The sequence below is a fragment of the Embleya scabrispora DSM 41855 genome (assembly GCF_000372745.1).
Classification (GTDB): domain Bacteria; phylum Actinomycetota; class Actinomycetes; order Streptomycetales; family Streptomycetaceae; genus Embleya; species Embleya scabrispora.
Genome location: NZ_KB889741.1, coordinates 1 through 15,669 on the forward strand (window position 1 = coordinate 1; position 15,669 = coordinate 15,669).

Below are 15,669 nucleotides of genomic sequence, written 5' to 3' on the forward strand. Positions count from 1 at the left end.
CTGGCCAACCTCGGCGCCCGCACCCTCGACGAACTCGTCGCCGTCGCCCGCCAAGGCCTGCGACACATCCAACGCCACCCCGCACTCCTCAACAGCTTCCTCGCAGCAACCGAACTGACATGACGAACCAACAACAACCGAATTCGCAAAGCTCAGTAGGTGCGGCCGGGGGCGGGGACAAGCGCAATACCGACGGGCGTCGGCGGCAGACGGGCGGCGACGACACGGTGCGCTATGCGGGGCCCGGCAGGGGAGCCTTCGAGCCGGTCCGCTCGGATCCGGCGAAGGCCGCCCGTTCGGGACCGGCGACGGGCTACTCGGGGGGCGTGGTGACGGCCGTGTGTCCGGGTGTGGCGAGTGCCGTCTGTGCGGCCGTGGCGAGGTCCGCCCGATGCGCCTCGGTCGTCGACTGCGCGGGTGCGGAGGGCGCTTCGGCCCTGGGCGCGGCGTCGGCCTTCGACGCGGATTCGATCGCGCGTACGTCCGGCAGCAGCAGCAATCCCGCGTTCGTGGCCACCACCAGCACGGCCCCGACCAGCAGTGGGGTGCTCGTGCCGATCGCCGTCGCGACGGGAGCGGCGATCGCCAGGCCCAGCGGGCGTGTGGCGAAGGAGATCAGTGTGTCGAACGACCCGACCCGGCCCAGTGCCTCCGGCGGAATGCGGTGTTGGAGTGTGGTCTCCCACAGCGGGCTCAGCACGCCCAGACCGAACATGGCCACGAAGTAGGCGACGGCAACGACGGTCAACGGTGCGCGCAGTGCGAGGGCGGCGAGCGGAAATCCGTACAGGGCGGCGCCGATCGACGTGGCCACCAGCGGGCGCCGGACGGGCAATCGGGACGCGATCAGGGCGCCGAGCAGCACGCCCACGGTGCCGACCTGGGCGATGATCACCCATGATCGATCACCGCCGAGTCGGTCCACCGCGATGATCGGGCCGAGGGTGAGCAGGAAGCCGGCCGCCAGGTGCCATACGCCGTGTGCGACCACATTGGCCAGGAACCAGGGGTGGCGCCTCGTCTCCACCCACCCCGCGTGCAACTCGCCCAGGAACGGCCCTCGTTCGTGCCTGCGCTCGACACGTTCGGGGCGCAGGCCGCCGAACGTGGCGGCGGACGCGACGAACAGCAGGCCGGTCAGCAGCGAGGACCAGCCGGCCCCCACGGCCAGCATCAGCGCGCCGGCGGCGGCGGGCGCCGCCACTTGGGCGAGGCCCTGCGCGACGCCGAGCCGGGCGTTGACCCGCAGGCGCTCCGATTCGGGCACCACCGCGACCACCAACGTATGGATCGGCGAGATGCCGAACGCGACGGCGGCGCCGGTGAGCGCGGACAGGATCGCCAGGTCCGGGATCCGCACCGGCCCCGCGAGCAGTTCGGCGCCGATCGCCAACTGGGCACCGGCGCGGACCAGGTCGGCGGCCAGGATCACCCGATGTGGCGGGAAGCGGTCGGCGATCACGCCCGCGACCGGCAGGAGGAGCAACATCGGCAGCAGTTCGCAGGCCAGTACCAGGCCCAGATCGGTGCCCGAGCCGGTGTGTACGAGAGCAAGGGTCAGCGTGGTGGGAATGAGTGCCGTCGCAAGGGCGGCGAAGGTGCGGCCGAGCAGGAGCCGGCGCGTGGCTGGGGTCATGGCACGAGAATGTATTTCGACAGCGAATCATTCGTCAACGAAATATTGACGACCCAGCATAATGGCCGCATGCACGGTGAGGGCCGGAAACAGAGACGGGCACGGAGCGGCGTCGCCGATGGGCGGGACCGGCCCGAGGTCGAGGCCGACGGGGAAGGTCCGGTCGACGGGGAAGGCCCCGCGGACGCGGCGCTCCAGGGCCGGGCCGAGTCCGAGCCGGCGATCGTCGACGCCGAGGATTCCGTCGACCGGCACATCGCGCGATGGCGGCACAAGGCGCCGTTCGACGAGCGTGTCGAGGGGATCGTCACTCGGATCCAGATGCTGACCAAGCACTTGGCGCAGGTCAAGGGACGCGTTCTCGCCGAGGTCGGTCTGCAGGCATTCGAGTTCGACACACTGCACCGACTGGCCTCGCGCGGGGAGCCCTACCGGGCCACGCCGTCCGAACTGGCCGCGGAGTTGATGGTGTCGCCGGCGGGGATCACCGGCCGGCTGGACACCCTGGAGGAGGCCGGTTCGATCCGGCGCATCCGCGGCACCGACGACCGTCGCCGGGTCGACGTCGAACTCACCGAGTCGGGCCGCGCCCGCTGGACGGCCGCGATGAAACTGCTCGACCGTGCCGAGCGCGCGATGGTCGGTCCTCTGGACGAGACGGACCAGGACGCACTGATCGCGCTGTTGAAGCGGATGCTGCTGCGCGTGGAGAACACGGGCTGAGGCGTGGCGGGGCACTGCCGCGCCGCCTCCGGCCTCCCAGCGGCCAGGCGGCCGGGAGGCCCGGCGGACCCGGAGCACGCCCGCGACGCCGAACGACCCGCGACCCGCGACCCGCAGGCCGGGTGCGGGTCCGGCTTCGGACCCGCACACGCGCCCGATGCGCACTTCGATCGCGTGCCCCGGAGCCTCCGCGCGCCCCCGATTCGCCTCTCGATCAGTTCTTGACGGCCCGCAGCACCACGAACTTCGGGTCGCTGGCCACGATCTCGCAGTTACCGAACAGCCTGCGCAGCTTCACGTGGTAGCCCAGGTGTCGATTGCCGATCACCCACAGCTCGCCGCCGGAGCGCAGCGCCGCGCGCGAACCGGCGAACATCCGCCACGAAATGGCCTCGGTGGTGGCTCGATGGGTGTGGAACGGTGGGTTGTTCAGGACCAGGTCGACGCTTTCGGCAGCCACGTCCGTCAAACCGTCGCCCACCAGGAATTCGGCACCGGCGTCCGACCCCAGGTTTTCCTCGAACGTGGCCCGCGCCGATGCCACGGCCTGATGCGACTCGTCCACGAACAACACGTCCGAACGCGGGTTGGCCAGCATCGCCGCGGTGCCCACCACACCGTTGCCGCAGCCCAGGTCCACCACACGATCGCGACCGGTGCGACGCGGGAGGTTGCGCAGCAGGAAGCGGGTACCGATGTCGAGCCGATCGCCGCAGAAGATGCCCGCGTGGTTGGTGACCACGATGCCGGACCCCGTGCCGGCGTCGGCGGGCAGCGGGTAGCTGCGCGGCCAGGGGCTCGCGGTACGCGGGAGCGTGGGATCGGGCGTGGCGAAGATCAGCCGGGCCTTCCTCACCGCGAGCGACGTCCGGGTCGGGCCGATGAGGCGCTCGAACAGCTTGAGCGTGGAGGTGTGGATCTCGGTGGTCATCCCGGTACCGACCACGACGGTGTCCGCGTGCACGCTCGGTGCGAGTCGGTGCAGCTGGTCCTCGAGCAGGGCCAGGTTCTTCGGGACCCGGACGATCAGTACGTCGATGCGCCCCGGCGGCGCGTCCCGGGTGGACAGCAGTTCCACCCAGTCGGGGTCCGCCTCGTTGCGCGCCAGGTTGGCCCGGGTGGCCTCCTGGCCGAGGAAGGAGTCGCTGATCTGTACCGGCCGGGACTCGGCCAGCGCGGTGACCAGCGCACCCCATCGGTCGCCCACCACCACGACGCTGCCGGACAGATCCGTCGGCTTGTCGTCGTCGATCCCGGCGAGGTGCCGAAGCACGTATTCGTCGGCCGCGTCCCACGCGCGCAGCAGATCGCGGGGATCCTCGGGGTAACGGGTGAGCTCGAACTCGCCGGAAGGCGCAGAAAAACGATTCATTGTCCACTCAGCCTAGCCGGGCCCGACCCGACCCTCGGCCGCGCGCCGGTTCCGGTGCGGTGGATCGGAGGTCGCTCCGGTGCCGGACGAGTCGGAGGGGTCGGCATTCGGGCGCCGCCCGACCGGCCCGAGTGGCCCTGCCACCCGTCGAATCCTCGGCGTTCGTCGACACCGTGGGTGTGCGCTGTGCGTGCCAGGGGCGTACGGATCCACGACGGGTGTTCTCGGGGTCGACCCGGATACGACGGAGCGTCAGCCCGCGTCGTCGCGGCCGAGGCTGCCGGCCAGCGCGGCGCCGGCTCGGCGGAGCCAGTGCGCGGCGTCGGCCTGGGCCGCGGTCGCCGACCCGGCGAGGCGGGTCAGGTCGGTGGCGGCGACGACACCGGGTGGTAGCGGCGCGGCCACGGAGCCGGCGACCAGGGCCACCGGGACGCCGGCGCCGTGGTGGGCGAGGTCGAGGACCGTTCCGACCACCTTTCCGTGCGTGGAGGTGGCGTCGAAGCGGCCCTCGCCGGTGATCACCAGGTCCGCGCCGGCGAGGGCATCGGGCAGGCCGGCGAGTTCGGCCACCCGGATGGCGCCGGGGACGATTGAAGCGTTCCACGCGGCGGCGAATCCGTACGCCGTGCCGCCGGCGGCACCGGCGCCGGGCGCGGCGGGGTTGCCGCCGAGCAGCGCGGCCAGGCGCGCGAGGCCCGCGTCCAGGGCGGCGACATCGTCGGCGGAGGCACCCTTCTGCGGGCCGAACACGGCCGCCGCGCCGGTCGGGCCCAGCAGCGGGTTGGTGACGTCGGTGAGAATCTGCACGCCGCCGGGCGGTGGGGTTGCCAGGCCGGTCGCGTCGATCGCCGCGAGACGGGCCAATGCCTGTCCGCCGTAAGGAAGTTCGTAGCCGTCGAGGTCGCGGAATCGGGCGCCGAGCGCGGCCAACGCGCCCGCTCCGCCGTCCGTCGAGGCCGAGCCGCCCACCGCGATCACCAGGGCCGACACACCCGCCCGCAGCGCCGCGCCGACGACCACACCGAGCCCGGCGGTGTGCGCCCCCATCGGGTCGGGCGCGTCCATCAGCGGCAACCCCGACACGGCGGCCAACTCGACGACGCCCGTACCGTCCGGCAGGCGCAACCAGGCGGTGTCGACGGGCCGCCCGTCCGGACCGGGCGCACCGAGCACCGGCACCCGCACGGCTCCGGGAACGGCCCGCGCCACGGCATCGAGCGTGCCCTCACCACCGTCCGCCAGCGGCAGCCGCACCACCTCGTCCCCGGGCCGCACCCGCAGCCAGCCCTCGGCCACGGCAACCGCGGCCGCATCCGCGGCGACGGTGCCCTTGAACGCGTCGGGAGCAATCACGATGCGCATCACGGATTCCACCTTCTTGTTTGCCGGCCACTACGGCGACCGGAGGGACGGGGCGATCGGGCCGAGCCGAGCGAGCCGAGCCACCGGCCCGTCCCAAACGGTCGCGAGGATATACGCGCCGACGGCAGAGTCGATCAGGCACGATGGCACGATGCCCGACCTGTTCCGGAGCGAGGTGCGCGACCGGCCGGCGACCGAGGCGACCGGTCTGCCGGCCGCCCCGGTGCCTCGACCCGGCCGCGGTGCGTGGTCGTGACGATCGGCGTCAGGTGCGGACCTCCGTCACGTAGCGGCGCTTCATGGTGGCCACCACCGTGTCGCCGTCCGCGGCCCAGACGTCCGCGTTGAAGATCTCCACCTCGATGTCGCCGGTGTAGCCGGCCGCCTCGACCGCCGCCGTCATCGCCCGGAAGTCGATCGCGCCGTCGCCCATCATGCCTCGGGCGAGCAGGTTGTCGGCCGGCAGCGGCAACACCCAGTCGCAGACCTGGTACGAGGCGATCCGCTCGCCCGCCCGGGCGATCGCCGCGAACAGCTTCGGATCCCACCACACATGGAACGCGTCCACCACGACGCCCACCTGCCCGACCGGATGCGCCTCGGCCAGGTCGAGCGCCTGGTCGAGGGTGGACAGCACCGCGCGGTCGGCGCAGTACATCGGGTGCAGCGGCTCCAGCGCGAGTCGCACCCCGTGCGCACCGGCGTACGGAGCGAGTTCGGCCAGCGCCTCGGCCACCCGCTCGCGTGCGCCCGGCAGATCCCGGTCACCGGCGGGCAGCCCGCCCACGACCAGCACCAGGCACGCCGCCTCCAAGGCCGCTGCCTCCTCGATCGCACGGCGGTTGTCCTCGATCGCCGCGGCCCACGCGTCCGGCTCACGCGCCGTCAGGAACCCGCCCCGGCACAGCGACGACACCCGCAATCCGGCGTCGCGCACCAGCTTCGCCGCCTCGGCCTGTCCCGCGTCGGCAACCTTGTCCCGCCACAACCCGATCGCGGGCAACCCCGCCCGCACACAACCCTGCACCGCCTCGCGCAACGACCAGGCGCGCGTCGTCCACTGATTCAACGAGAGCCGGGCCAGACGCGGGTCGCCGGCCTCGGGAGTGGCCGTGGCGGCGGGTTTTCCACTCGGTACATCCAGCGTGCTCATGCCGGTGCTCCCATGTCCGTGCCGATCCTCGTCTTCGTGCCCGTCCCGCTGCCGGCGCCGATTCGGAGGGGCACCGGCCGCCTCGCGCCGATCGCACCCGTCGGCCTCACGCGCGCACCCCCGCCACCGCGAGCAGCGCCCGCATGCGGTCGGCCGCCAGGTCGGCGTCCGGGAGCAGGCCGGCCGCGTCCGCGAGGCGGTATGCCTGCGCCAGGTGCGGGAGCGAGCGGGCCGACTGGGCGCCGGCGATCATGGTGAAGGCGGACTGGTGACCGGTGAGCCAGGCCAGGAAGACGATGCCGGTCTTGTAGTGGTAGGTGGGGGCGGCGAACAGATGCCGCGACAGCGGGACCGTCGGCGCGAGGAGGGCGTCGTATCCGGCCGTGTCGCCCGCGTCCAAGGCGCGCAGGGCGCCCGCCGCGACCGGGGCGATCGCGTCGAAGATGCCAAGGAGGGCGTGGCTGAAGTGCCGGTCGTCGCCGCGGATCAGCTCCGGGTAGTGGAAGTCGTCCCCGGTGTAGAGCCGTACGCCCGACGGTAGTTCGGCGCGCAACCGGATCTCGTGATCACGGTCGAGCAGCGAGACCTTGACCCCGTCGACACGGTCCGCGTGCTCGCGCACCACCTCCAGGAAGACCTCGGTCGCCGTGTTCACGTCGGCCGATCCCCAGTAGCCGGCCAGCGCGGGGTCGAACACCTCACCCAGCCAGTGCAGTACGACCGGACGCCGCACCTGCCGAAGCAGCGCGCCGTACACCCGGCGGTAGTCCTCGGCGCCGCGCGCCGCCGCGGCCAGCTGACGACTTGCCATCAGCACCACCTTGGCGCCCGATTCCTCGACCACCGCGACCTGTTCCGTGTAGGCCGCGATCACCTGATCGATGGTCAGGTCCGGATCGGCGTGGTCGGTGCCCGCGCCGCACGCGATCAGCGTGTACGGATCGCCGACCGTGGCGGCCTCGGCGGCGCTGCGCCGGATCAGTTCGGCGGTGGCCGTCCAGTTCAGGCCCATGTTCCGCTGTGCGGTGTCCATCGCGTCCGCGACCGCGAACCCGTGCGACCACAGGTGGTGCCGGAAGGCGAGGGTGGCGTCCCAGTCCGGCACGGCCGGCCGGCCCGGTGTGTTGTCCGCGAGCGGGTCGGCCACGACGTGCGCGGCGGCGTACGCGGTACGGGTGCGGAAGGCCGGTCCGCCGGGGGCCGCGCCGAGGTAGACCCCGGTGGGCTCGTACGATTCCAGCGCGCCGCCGGCGGTGGGCAGCAACAGGGGGGCGGTCACGCGGACTTCCCGTCCAGCGCGGGAAGCTCCACCCGACGGCCCTCGGCCGACGAGCGCAGCCCGCACTCGGCCAACTGCACGCCGCGTGCTCCGGCCAGGAAGTCGAAGGAGAACGGCTCGTCGGCCACCACGTGCCGCACGAAGTCCTCCCACTGCACCTTGAATCCGTTGTCGAAACCGCTGTCGCCCGCGTTGTCCGGCACTTCCTGCCACTGGTCCCGGAACGACTCGGTGACCGGAAGGTCGGGATTCCACACCGGAGTCGGCGTCGCCGAACGGTGCTGGACCCGACAGCGGCGCAACCCCGCCACCGCGCTGCCCTCGGTACCGTCCACCTGGAACTCCACCAGTTCGTCCCGGTTGACCCGCACCGCCCAGGAGGAGTTGATCTGCGCGACGATCCCGCCCGCGAGTTCGAAGATGCCGTACGCGGCGTCGTCGGCGGTCGCCGGGTACTCGCGTCCGCGCTCGTCCCACCGGGTGGGTATGTGCGTGACGGCCTTCGCCGTCACCGCCTCTACCCGGCCGAACAGGTTCTCCAGCACGTAGGACCAGTGGCAGAACATGTCCACGACGATGCCGCCGCCGTCCTGGGCACGGTAGTTCCAACTCGGGCGCTGGGCGGGCTGCCAGTCGCCCTCGAACACCCAGTAGCCGAACTCGCCGCGTACCGAGAGGATTCGGCCGAAGAAGCCGCCCTCGATCAGCCGACGCAGCTTGAGCAGGCCGGGCAGGAACAGCTTGTCCTGCACGACGCCGTGCTTGACGCCGGCGGCGTCGGCGGCCCGGGCCAGGTCGAGGGCACCGGTGAGCGTCTCGGCGGTCGGCTTCTCGGTGTACACGTGCTTGCCCGCCGCGATCGCCGCGTGGATCGCCTGCTCGCGCGCGGTGGTCACCTGTGCGTCGAAGTAGATCGAGTTGGCCGGGTCGGCCAGGGCGCCGTCCAGGTTCGTCGTCCACGCGGTGATGCCGTGCCGGTCGGCGATCGCGCGCAACTTCTCCGCGTCCCGGCCGACCAGGACCGGTTCCAGCCGGACCCGGGACCCGTCGGCGAGCGCGACGCCGCCCTGGTCGCGAATGGCCAGGATCGAACGGACCAGATGCTGGCGGTAGCCCATCCGGCCGGTGACGCCGTTCATCACGACGCCGAGGGTGTGGGTGGTCATGGGGGCCTCTCAGAAACGGACGGGATGGACGGAAGCGGTGGGTCGGTCGGGCGCCGTGTGGGGCACCCGGCTTCGATCCCAGGGCCTGGTTTCGATGGCCCGGCTTCGAGGGCCTTGCTTCCAGGGCCTTGTTTGCGGGGTATTGCTTGCGAGGCGGTGTGCTTCAGATGGGAAAGCGCTTTCCCGTAAGTTAGAGCGACACGACGATCAGGTCAAGAGAGCGAAGCGATCATGCGACTCGGATAGCCAAAGCCATCGCCATAGGTTGGGTATGCGCTTTCCAGTCGCTACTGTGTGCCCATGCCGAATCCGACGCCCGACGCGCCCGCGACCCGCCCGGCGGGCCCGGTCACCCTGCAGCAGGTGGCCGAGCGTGCCGGCGTGTCCTCGGCCACCGCCTCCCGTGCCCTGCACGGCAGCAGCGGCACCCGGATCGTGGGGGAGGAACTGCGCCGCCGCGTCCTGGAAGCCGCCCGCGAACTGCGCTACGTCTCCAACGCGCCCGCCCAGGCCCTGGCCCGGTCGACCACCACCGTGGTCGGCGTCGTCGTGCACGACGTGGCCGACCCGTACTTCGCCGCCATCGCCGCCGGCGCGATGGGTGTCGCCCGCGAACACGGCCTGCTCGTCATGCTCGCCGCCACCTTCCGCGATCCGGAACTGGAACTGGACTACCTGGCGCGGTTGCGCGCCCAACGCGCCCGCGCCGTGGTGCTGGCCGGCAGCGGCTTCGCCGATCGCGACTTCACCCGACGCCTGGCCGCCGAGGTGGACGCCTATCGCTCCGACGGCGGTCACGTGGTCGCCGTCGGCGCACACGGGATCGCCTCGGACACGGTCCGCCCCGCCAACCGGGCCGGCGCCGCGCTTGCCGTGCGGCACCTGTACGACCTCGGCCATCGCAGCTTCGGCATCGTCTCCGGACCAAGCGCGCTGACCACCGTGCGCGATCGTCTGGACGGCGCCCGTCGGCAACTTCGCTCGCTGGACGTGGCGCTGCCGCCGGCACAGGTGATCGACGGCGGCTTCACCCGGGAGCACGCCCGGGTCGCCGCACGCGCGCTCCTGACCCGCGCGCCGGGACTGACCGCGATCGTCGTCCTCAACGACGTGATGGCCGCCGGCGTCCTGGCCGCGATCCGCGACGACCTGGGGCTGCGCGTACCCGAGCAGATCTCGGTGGTCGGCTTCGACGACCTGCCTTTCGCCGCCGACCTGAATCCCCCGTTGACCACCATTCGGCTGCCGCTGGCCGACATCGGCGCCCGGGCGATGGACATGATCCTCACCGGCCCGACCATCGAACCCCGCACGCTCGACCTCGACACGGAACTCGTCGTCCGCAGCAGTACGACGACGGTGCCGCGGTAGGAGCGGGACGACCGCGCCGTCGGTAGGGACGCGGCGGTGTCTCGATGAGCTGCTGCGTCCCGCCCGGGCGGGGTGGGCCCGGGTGGGCCCGGCCCATCCGGGGAGATCATCGTGCCGACCCGTTGCAGACGGCGGCGATCAGCAGTGCCGCGCGGTAGGTGGTGGCGGCCTCATCGCGGCGGGTCGCGATGCCGCGCCATTGCCTCGGACGTTGATGCGCCTGGGCGCTGCCGGCTGGTGGCCGTCTTTCGGCGGGGTCGGGAGGTGGCGGTCACAGGGCACGGCGGCGTAGGCGCAGGGTGGTCGCGGCGAGGAGGATTGCGGACAGGCTCGTGTACAGAGCTGCTTCGGTGAGTTGGAAGTGCCAGAAGCGGGTTGCCGGATGGTAGGTCTCCCACCAGCGCAGGCCGTGGGATTGCAGGTATTCGGCGAAGCCGGTGCGGTCCGGGTAGGCGTTGGCGATGCGGCGGTATTCGTCGTGGGAGAGGCGGCGGCCCGTGGCATCCAGCCAGCCGTCGGACAGGATCCAGTGGTGACGCTTGTCCGTCAAGGGTGTGAGGGGCGATCCGGTTCGGGTCACCGGGTTTTGGTAGTGCGGCCTCAGATAGCTCTCGGCCGGGAGGCGGACCGCGAGGAAGACCGCGACGGTGATCACGATCGCGGTGACCGTGCGCCGGATGAGCAGGCCGACGAGGGCGCCCAGGGACAGGGCGAAGAGCGTGTAGACCGGGAACGACAGGCCCTCGGTGTCGAATGCCTGGGCGGCGAAGCGGCCGTCGACGACCACCTTGTCCATGGGCTCGCGGTACCAGGTGAACAGCCACGCCATCGCGCCGGTGAAGACCAGCGTCGCGGCCACCAGGAGGGCCGCCTTGGTGACCAGCCAGCGGGTGCGGGTGACGCCCTGCGTCCAGGCCAGGCGCCAGGTTCCGTTCTCGTATTCGGGGGCCAGCAGTGTGGCTCCGACGACCGCGCCGATCAGGCCCGGGATCACGTTCACCCAGGTGATCAGCCGCTCCGCCCGGGCGACCTTGTCGAAGTACGACCGGACGGTCATCGAGCAGGCGGGTGAGGTGTCGTCCGTGGCCAGGCAGCCGGCCACGTGTTGCCGGTACTCGTCGTGGAGGGACTGGCCGTGTAAACCGAGGAACACGCCCGCCAGGATCAACAAACCGATGGCGCTCAGCGCCTGTACGCGGTGTTGACGCCACGTCAGCCAGATCATCGGGGGCTCGTTTCGGTCGGAGAAGGCTGCGCGGGAGGCTGCGAAGCGGGATCCGGGAGTTCCAGGTAGGCCAGCACCAGGTCCTCCAGGCCGATCGATCGGGATTGCCAGGCCGGGTGGAACTCCGGCCGTTCGCCGGTCGTGCGCACGAGCATGGTGCTGTGTCGGTCGGCGTGTTCCTGGCGCACCACTCCCGGTACGGATGCGGCGAGTTCGGTGCGTGGGCCGGTGAGCACGCGGTGCGAGGAGACCAGGTCGTCGACCGGGCCGGAGAGGCGGACCCGGCCGTGGGACAGAACCACGAGCCAGTCGCTGACGCGTTCCAGTTCGGCGACGACGTGGGAGGACATCAGGACGGTGAGGCCGTCTTCCGCGACCGCCGCCATCACGGTGCTCATGAACTCGCGGCGAGCCAACGGGTCCAGACTCGCCAGTGGTTCGTCGAGGACCAGCAGCGGCGCGCGTTTGGCCAGCGCGAGAGCAAGGGCGACTTGGGCCTGCTGGCCGCCGGAGAGGTCCTTCGCGCGGCGACGGAGGGGCAAGTCGAGTTCGGCGAAGCGCCGTTCGGCGAGTGTCCGGTCCCATCGGCGGTTCAACCTGCGGCCCATTTCGAGGTGGTCGGCGAGGGTGAAGCCCCGGTACAGCGGGTGATCCTGGGCGACGAACGCCACCTGCTCCAGCCCCGCCGCGGCGCCCGCCCGCACGGGCGCGTCGAACACCCGGACCACGCCCTCGGTCGGCTCCAGGAGCGCGGTGACCAGTTGCAACAACGTGCTCTTGCCCGCGCCGTTGGGTCCCACCAACGCGATCACCGCACCCGCCGGCAGCGACAACCAACAGTCGTGCAGCGCACGGACCTTCCCATACCGCTTGCCCAGCCGCTCGGTTTCCAGCGCCGGTGCGTCGCCACCGAGGTTCGGCTCGATCGACAGCGGCCCGCTCACGCGACCCCCTCGTTCCGGACCTCGGTACGAATCATCGCGAACATCGCGGTGACCATCTCGTCGTCCAATCCCGCCGCGTAGGCGTCGCGCACCCACCGCTCCAACGACCGCCGCAACGCCGCATGCACGCCGGGCGGTACCGGCGTCAGGTCGCCGACCACGAACGTGCCTTGCCCGGGCCGGGCGGAAACCAGGCCCTCGTGCTCCAGTTGGCGGTACGCCTTGACCACCGTGTTCGGGTTGATCGCCAGTTCGGCGACCGCTTCCTTGACGGTCGGCAGCCGGTCTCCGACGTGGATGTAGCCCAGGAGGAGCGCCTGTCGGACCTGCTGCACGATCTGCAGATAGGGCGGCACGCCCGTCGCGCTGTCCAGACGCAGCTTCAACATCTCGTCCTCATTTCACTATGATGATAGTAAAAGTAGGCGGGATGGAGGCGCGGGGTCAACGTTTGGTCACCCGGAAGATGGCGGTCGGGACGGTCCGACGGTCCAGACGCCCAAGTGGTAGGCGGTCATGCCCCGCGACTGTTGGGTCGGGCGGCGGCGGCGACGACGTCGTCGTCGTGGTGCGGGCTCGTGGGTTGGGGCGACGGTTGCTTCGGGCGTACGAAGGCGAGGGCGGCGAGGACTTCGAAGGTGGTCGCCGCGTACAGGGGTACCGGGGCCGCGTGGGTGCTCAGCGGGCCGGTGAGGGCTGCGCCGAGGGCGAAGGCGGTGATCTTCAGGCTTGCGCCGGTGGTGAAGATCCGGCTGCGGAGCCGGTCCGGAGCCTCGCGGTGGCGGATCGCGAACAGGGCGGTCAGTTGTGGGCCTTCGCCGATGCCGGCGAGCATCATCGCGGCGATCGACAAGATCGGCCGGCCGGTCGACGCCAGCAGGAATGCGCCGGCCAGGATCAGGGCGCTGCACCACATCACAGTGTCCGGGCGGACGGCGTGTGGACGGCGGGCGAGGAGCGCGTTGGCGGCCAGGGCCGAGGCGGCCGGCACCGAGAGCAGGATCGTGCCGTGCGCGGCGGAGCCGAAGGCGTGTTCGCCCAGCAGCGGACTGTAGGCGAGCAGCATGCCCTGACCCACGCAGGACGACATCGAGGCGGCGGTGGCCCTGGCCAGCGACGGAGTGCGGAAGACCGCCCGGAATCCGGCGACCAGGTCGGCCCCGATCGATGTGGTCGGTGTCGCCCGCCGAGAGTGGTCCGGCGGCGGGGGCAGTGTCCAGGCCGCGGGCAGCGCGAGGCAGATCAACGCGATCGAGGTCGCCACCGCGGCGCCGGCGCCGGCCAGGCCGGCCGCGATGCCGGCCAAAGCCGGCCCGGTCAGGCCGGCCATGTTGAAGGTCATCGCATCGAGCGTGGTGGCGCGGGGCAGGTGCGTGGCCGGTACGACGCGTGGCAGTTGTGCGGTCCAGCCGCCGGCCAGGGCCGGAGCCGCCAGGCCCGCCCCCGCCGCGATCGAGAGGGTGACCGGCGGCGGGACCGAGCCAAGGCACAGCACGATCACCCCGAGCGCCGCCGCGTAGCCGGCCAACGCCCCGGTGAGCAGCCGGCCGGGCCGCGCCGAACGGTCCAGCAGCACACCGAACACCGGGCCACCGAGCGCCGCGGACCCGGTGACCGCGGCGAGCAGCGCCGATCCGGCGCCCGCCGACCCGGTGACCGCCGTTCCGGCCAGGAGCAGCGCCGGCCCCGACATCTCGTCGCCCGTGCGCGCGGCCGCCGCCCCGACGGTGTACGACCACATTCCGTAACGCTTTGTCATGTCAGGAACGTTACGCAGGTAACTCAAACCTCCACCAGATGCGTTACATTCGACGCGTGCCTCCCATGAACGACGATCGATCCACCCGCCACTCGGTCCAGGCCGTGGCCCGCCGGACGGTGGCCCTGGTCAACGCCCTGACCGGGAACGATCCGGCGACGGACCAGGCCCGGGCGACGCCGTCGCCGGCGGTCCTCGCGGCCCTGTTGCGGGCCCATGGCGAGCCCGATCCGGTCGACCTGACCCCGACCGACGTCACCGAACTACGCGCCGTCGCCGTACTGCTGCGCGCCGTCTTCGCCGCCGAGGACGTCGACGCCGCCGCATCCGCGCTCAACCGCCTGCTGCGCCGGGGCCGAGGCGTCCTGCGGCTCACGTCGCACGACGGGCGCAGCCCCTGGCATCCGCACCTGGACAGCGACGACGACGCCCCGTGGGGCGAGTGGTTCCTGGCCTCGTCCTGTCTGGCCCTGACCATCCTGGTGTGGGACCGACAACGGCCGCCCGGCGGCGTCTGTGCGTCCGGCACCTGTCACCACGTCTTCACCAACGAGGGCAGCGGCCCACCTCGCCGCTACTGCTCCCGCCGCTGCGCCACCCGCGAACGAGTGGCGGCACACCGGCGGTCCCGTGCGTAGCTTGCCGGTGCGTGGTGCGTGGTGCGTGGTGCGTGGTGCGTGGTGCGTGATGCGTGGTGGGCGTGGACGGTGAGGGTGTGCGTGCGTTCGAAGGTCCTTCCGACGTCGTACCGGACACGCGGCCCTTCGCTTTTGTGACAATCGAGGAGTGACGTCACCACATCCGCTCGGAGAGTTCCTGCAAGCCCGCCGTGCGCGCCTCCAGCCCGGCGACGTCGGGCTGCCCGCGGGTATCGGTCTGCGCCGTACCCAGGGGCTGCGCCGGGAGGAGTTGGCCGCGCTCGCGGGGTTGAGCATCCAGTACTACACGCGCCTGGAGCAGGGTCGGGAGAACAATCCCGGCGGCGCCGTCCTGGACGGTCTGGCGGCGGCGCTGCGGTTGAACGAGGAGGAGCGCGCACACCTCTACGTGCTGGCCAACCACGCGGACGAGCGGGTGCCGGCCGGGGACGAGCCCGCGGATCGGGAGGTGCGGCCGGGAATCCTCGCGCTGTTGGAGCGGGTTCGGCCCTGGCCCGCTTGTCTGCTCACTCGCACCGGCGACGTCTTGGCGGCCAACCCCGAGGCGTTCGTACTGTTCCCGGGACTGGCCCGGTGGTCGCCCGAGCGACGCAACATGGTGCGGTACCTGTTTCTGCACCCGGCCGCGCGTGCCCTGTTCGTCGACTGGGAAGGGGCCGCGTCGAGGGGCGCCGCACAACTGCGCACGCTGGTGGCGGCCGATCCCCGCGATCGTGGACTCACCGCGCTGGTGGAGGAACTCAAGGCGGGGAGCCGGGAGTTCGCGGCACGCTGGCAGCGCTACGAGATCCAGCGCCGGGACGGTGACCGGCAGGTGTACCGGCATCCGCAACTCAATGAGATCACCCTCGTGTTGGAGGTGCTGCGGATGGAGGGCGGCCGGCGGATCGTGCTGCACCAGCCCGCGGAGCAGGACGAGGCGGGCCGTCGGATCATGCTCGAACTGGCCCGACTCGCGGCGGCGGACACCCCCTCGGGCCCCTTCGAGTAGCCGCCGCGGAGCCGAATCCGGTGAACTCG

Annotated in this window: 14 protein-coding genes; 4 read left to right on the forward strand and 10 right to left on the reverse strand. The window is 71.7% G+C overall.

The features are described from left to right. Window positions 1–313: 313 nt before the first annotated feature. A complete protein-coding gene (locus tag A3IC_RS0149535) occupies window positions 314–1,636 on the reverse strand; it encodes an MFS transporter (protein ID WP_020557480.1) in 1,323 nt (440 codons plus the stop codon). A 69-nt stretch (window positions 1,637–1,705) separates the two neighbouring features. Between A3IC_RS0149535 and A3IC_RS69915 the strand changes: the two genes are divergently transcribed. Continuing rightward, window positions 1,706–2,359: a MarR family winged helix-turn-helix transcriptional regulator gene (locus A3IC_RS69915; RefSeq protein WP_020557481.1), complete on the forward strand. Its 654-nt coding sequence runs from the start codon at window positions 1,706–1,708 to the stop codon at window positions 2,357–2,359. Between the two features lie 214 nt (window positions 2,360–2,573). Here A3IC_RS69915 and A3IC_RS0149545 read toward each other — a convergent pair whose 3' ends face one another. From A3IC_RS0149545 to A3IC_RS0149570, 5 genes are all read right to left on the reverse strand, one after another. Continuing rightward, complete coding sequence (locus tag A3IC_RS0149545) at window positions 2,574–3,731, reverse strand: methyltransferase (RefSeq protein ID WP_020557482.1); 1,158 nt, start codon at window positions 3,729–3,731, stop codon at window positions 2,574–2,576. Between the two features lie 252 nt (window positions 3,732–3,983). Then, window positions 3,984–5,093, reverse strand: a complete 1,110-nt coding sequence (locus tag A3IC_RS0149550; RefSeq protein WP_040878830.1) for a glycerate kinase — start codon at window positions 5,091–5,093, stop codon at window positions 3,984–3,986. A gap of 265 nt (window positions 5,094–5,358) precedes the next feature. Beyond that, window positions 5,359–6,246: a sugar phosphate isomerase/epimerase family protein gene (locus A3IC_RS0149560; RefSeq protein WP_020557485.1), complete on the reverse strand. Its 888-nt coding sequence runs from the start codon at window positions 6,244–6,246 to the stop codon at window positions 5,359–5,361. A 106-nt stretch (window positions 6,247–6,352) separates the two neighbouring features. Then, complete coding sequence (locus A3IC_RS0149565; RefSeq protein WP_020557486.1) at window positions 6,353–7,525, reverse strand: dihydrodipicolinate synthase family protein; 1,173 nt, start codon at window positions 7,523–7,525, stop codon at window positions 6,353–6,355. Further along, on the reverse strand, window positions 7,522–8,691 hold the full coding sequence (locus tag A3IC_RS0149570) for a Gfo/Idh/MocA family protein (protein ID WP_020557487.1): 1,170 nt from the start codon (window positions 8,689–8,691) through the stop codon (window positions 7,522–7,524). The genes A3IC_RS0149565 and A3IC_RS0149570 overlap by 4 nt, the downstream gene beginning before the upstream one ends. 300 nt (window positions 8,692–8,991) lie before the next feature. Between A3IC_RS0149570 and A3IC_RS0149575 the strand changes: the two genes are divergently transcribed. Then, complete coding sequence (locus tag A3IC_RS0149575) at window positions 8,992–10,062, forward strand: LacI family DNA-binding transcriptional regulator (protein ID WP_020557488.1); 1,071 nt, start codon at window positions 8,992–8,994, stop codon at window positions 10,060–10,062. A gap of 271 nt (window positions 10,063–10,333) precedes the next feature. On the opposite strand, the gene A3IC_RS0149580 is transcribed toward A3IC_RS0149575, so the two are convergent. From A3IC_RS0149580 to A3IC_RS0149595, 4 genes are all read right to left on the reverse strand, one after another. Next, window positions 10,334–11,287 carry an ABC transporter permease gene (locus A3IC_RS0149580; protein ID WP_020557489.1) on the reverse strand — a complete coding sequence of 318 codons (954 nt, stop codon included), beginning with the start codon at window positions 11,285–11,287 and terminating at the stop codon, window positions 10,334–10,336. After that, window positions 11,284–12,231 (reverse strand): ABC transporter ATP-binding protein, encoded by a 948-nt coding sequence (locus tag A3IC_RS0149585; protein WP_020557490.1) that lies wholly within the window; start codon window positions 12,229–12,231, stop codon window positions 11,284–11,286. Before A3IC_RS0149585 ends, A3IC_RS0149580 begins: the two co-directional genes overlap by 4 nt. Beyond that, entirely contained in the window at window positions 12,228–12,620 is a 393-nt protein-coding gene (locus A3IC_RS0149590) for a GntR family transcriptional regulator (protein WP_020557491.1), read from the reverse strand. The genes A3IC_RS0149585 and A3IC_RS0149590 overlap by 4 nt, the downstream gene beginning before the upstream one ends. 125 nt (window positions 12,621–12,745) lie before the next feature. Further along, window positions 12,746–13,990, reverse strand: coding sequence for an MFS transporter (locus tag A3IC_RS0149595; protein ID WP_245599984.1), 1,245 nt, complete (start codon window positions 13,988–13,990; stop codon window positions 12,746–12,748). 65 nt (window positions 13,991–14,055) lie between these two features. Between A3IC_RS0149595 and A3IC_RS0149600 the strand changes: the two genes are divergently transcribed. Both A3IC_RS0149600 and A3IC_RS0149605 read left to right on the forward strand, forming a co-directional pair. Then, window positions 14,056–14,628, forward strand: a complete 573-nt coding sequence (locus A3IC_RS0149600; protein ID WP_020557493.1) for a CGNR zinc finger domain-containing protein — start codon at window positions 14,056–14,058, stop codon at window positions 14,626–14,628. 148 nt (window positions 14,629–14,776) lie between these two features. After that, a complete protein-coding gene (locus A3IC_RS0149605; protein ID WP_020557494.1) occupies window positions 14,777–15,640 on the forward strand; it encodes a helix-turn-helix domain-containing protein in 864 nt (287 codons plus the stop codon). The last annotated feature ends 29 nt before the right edge of the window (window positions 15,641–15,669 follow it).